The sequence below is a fragment of the Hyalangium sp. genome (assembly GCF_035629615.1).
Classification (GTDB): Bacteria; Myxococcota; Myxococcia; order Myxococcales; family Myxococcaceae; genus Hyalangium.
Map to the genome: position 1 here is coordinate 1 of NZ_DASPHO010000188.1, position 2,484 is coordinate 2,484.

Genomic DNA, 2,484 nt, shown 5'->3' on the forward strand with positions numbered 1-2,484 from the left:
CTCGCTCGGACGGCATGAGCACCCGATCTCCCAGCTCGCCTTCTCGCCCGATGACCAGCGCCTCGCCTCGGGGAGCAAGATGGGGGACATCCGCCTGTGGGAGCTGGCCTCGGGAAGGTTCCAGGAGCTGAAAGGCCACCAGGACGAGGTGCGCAGCCTGCTCTTCTCCTCGGATGGCCAGCGGCTCTTCAGCGGGAGCATGGACCACACCCTGCGCCTCTGGAGCCTGGCGAACGGCGAGAGCCACCGGGTGGACACCAGCGGCAGTGGCGTCCACCAGATCCTGCTCACTTCAGACAACCAGTTGTTGATCAGCTCGAGCATGAACGACAGCGCCTTGCGGCTCTGGGACAGCCGGACGGGAGAGCCTCGCGGGATGCTCCGCGGTCACCAGGACGACATCAGCCACATGAACCTCTCTCCCGACGGCCGGCGGCTGGCCTCCGCCAGCCCGGACGCGACGGTGCGGCTCTGGGATCTGGCGACCCACGAGAGCCGCGTGCTCCGAGGGCACACCGCGCGAGTGACAGGGATTGTCTTCCTGGATGACCAGCACCTCGCCTCCATCAGCTGGGATGGGACCGTGCGGCTGTGGCTGGATGACCTGCCCCTGGAGCCCACGGCCCTGCGCGCCTGGATGACGAAGGTCGAAGCAACCCCGTAGAGCCCACTCCTAGCGCTTCGCCTGCTGATAGCCGGAGCCGAGCGGCATGGGCTCCCACGCGTGGCCGTAGAGCACCAGGAGCGCCTCGACGCTGGCGGTGTTGCCGCGAGCGCCGTTGAAGGCGCGCTGGACCTCCTCGGGCGTCCGGGCCTCGGACAGCTCCCGGATGAAGACATCCGCCTCGCCATTGCCCAACCCGAAGTTGTCCTTCGAGTACTTGCGCGCACGCTGCGCCAGCATCAGCGCCTGGTCATCGGACAGGGTGAACTGGGCGTTGTAGCTCCCCCCCGCCCTCGGATCGCCGGGGGTGCCGGTGAAGATCTCCTGCAGGCGCGCCGTGTCCTGGGCCGACAGGTTGCTGTAGGCCACCTGCGTGGAGCCGCCGGGGCTCGGCACCCACTCGCCGTTGTCGTCGCGGTAGTAGCTCTGCGAGCGCACGGTGGACAAGCCCTCGTCCCCCGTGGAGAAGTAGCCCATCTCGATCGTCCGCTCCGTGGCCGTCTCGGTGACCTTGATCTCCTGCTCCACGTTGCTGAGGTTGAGGGAGAACTCATGGTCTCCCACCACGAGGCCTGCCTTCACCGCCTCCGAGTAGGACATCTTGTACTCCCGCTGGATGTCCGCGACACCGGGCCCGCTCTGCTCCGGCAGCTTGCCGGTGAGGAGGAACTGGTTGTAGGCGGCCTTGCCCTGGTCCGTGGACAGATCGAACGTGGCCGACTGCAGGTTGTAGGACTCCAGGGTGCGCTCCCCCGTCAGCGACACGCCGAAGTCGTCGGTCCCCACCCCCACGCCGAGGGTGCGCTGGACGGCCTCGGTGGGGCCGGTGGTCACCTTGACGGTGGGCGGATCGGCGGGCTCCTGGCGCTCGATGGCCATGGAGGTGCCTCTCGAGTGGGTGTTGCCCGTCTGCGCCTGGATGTTGCGGTAGGCGACGCTCAACTCCGATGAGCCGAAGTGCTCGTCCTTGAGGGTGACGGTGGCCCCCGGGGGGATGCTCGTGGGGTCGTAGGGGTTGGGCAGCTTGTTGGGATCGGAGCCCTCGCTCACCCACCGGTTGTAGTCCTCCAGGGGAAGCTCGATCTCGTGGGTCGAGCTGATGCCCTGGATGAGCCTGCCCTCCAGCGTCAGATGCTTCCCGCCCACCTCATCTCCCACGTAGCCATAGACGGAGCTCTTCACCTGCAGCTTCACCTTGCTCTCGGGGCCGTCCTGCTCGGGCTTGGTGACAACAGGGCTGGTGGTCGTCTCGACCTTGAACCCGACGCCCACGCCCTCAGTGCTCTCGAAGGTCTGGGTGTGGCTGGTGCCCGGAGGCCCCATGGCCGCCTCGGTCGTCTTCAGCGCCGACTGCGAGGAGCCCGTGGCCGCCAGCCCGGTGGTCCCCGGGATGTAGCGGAACGCGCTCTGGGCGGCCTGTGCGCCCTGGGTGGCGGGGGCGCTCTGGCCCGTCAGGTTCACGGGCTGGGACCGCGGCGCGGCCTCGAAGGTGCTCTTCTCGTTCTTCGGTGCCACTGGGGCCGCCGGAGCGGGAGCAGGAGCAGGAGCAGAGGCGGGAGCGGCCACCGGCTCAGGGGACTTCACGGCAGGGGAAGAAGAACGGGACAGGCTGTCGACGGACATGGGGGGCCTCTTTGGGGGATTCAGGGAGCGAAGACACCCATGAGCACGCTTCGTGCCAGCGCCTGGATCCGGGGGCACACGGGGCTCTCGCTCGGGAACTCGCGGAGCACCCCGGCTCCTGGCCCAAGAAGATGGAGCACGCCTGCTCCACGCGTGAGCAGGTTGTTCAACGCTTGAACAATCTGCCCAGATTGCCG

The 2,484-nt window shown here is 68.0% G+C and carries 1 protein-coding gene and 1 pseudogene; one reads left to right on the plus strand and one right to left on the minus strand.

The window, feature by feature from the left end; translation table 11 throughout:
• Positions 1–664, plus strand: a pseudogene (locus tag VD972_RS09750) (WD40 repeat domain-containing protein); the annotation flags it as partial.
• A gap of 9 nt (positions 665–673) precedes the next feature.
• On the opposite strand, the gene VD972_RS09755 reads toward VD972_RS09750, so the two are convergent.
• Positions 674–2,287: a hypothetical protein gene (locus VD972_RS09755; RefSeq protein ID WP_324984339.1), complete on the minus strand. Its 1,614-nt coding sequence runs from the start codon at positions 2,285–2,287 to the stop codon at positions 674–676.
• Positions 2,288–2,484: the final 197 nt, after the last annotated feature.

What these genes read in the sequence shown, in the direction of transcription:
- VD972_RS09755 (WP_324984339.1), bottom strand. Translation starts at nt 2,287, where the DNA reads ATGTCCGTCGACAGCCTGTCCCGTTCTTCTTCCCCTGCCGTGAAGTCC.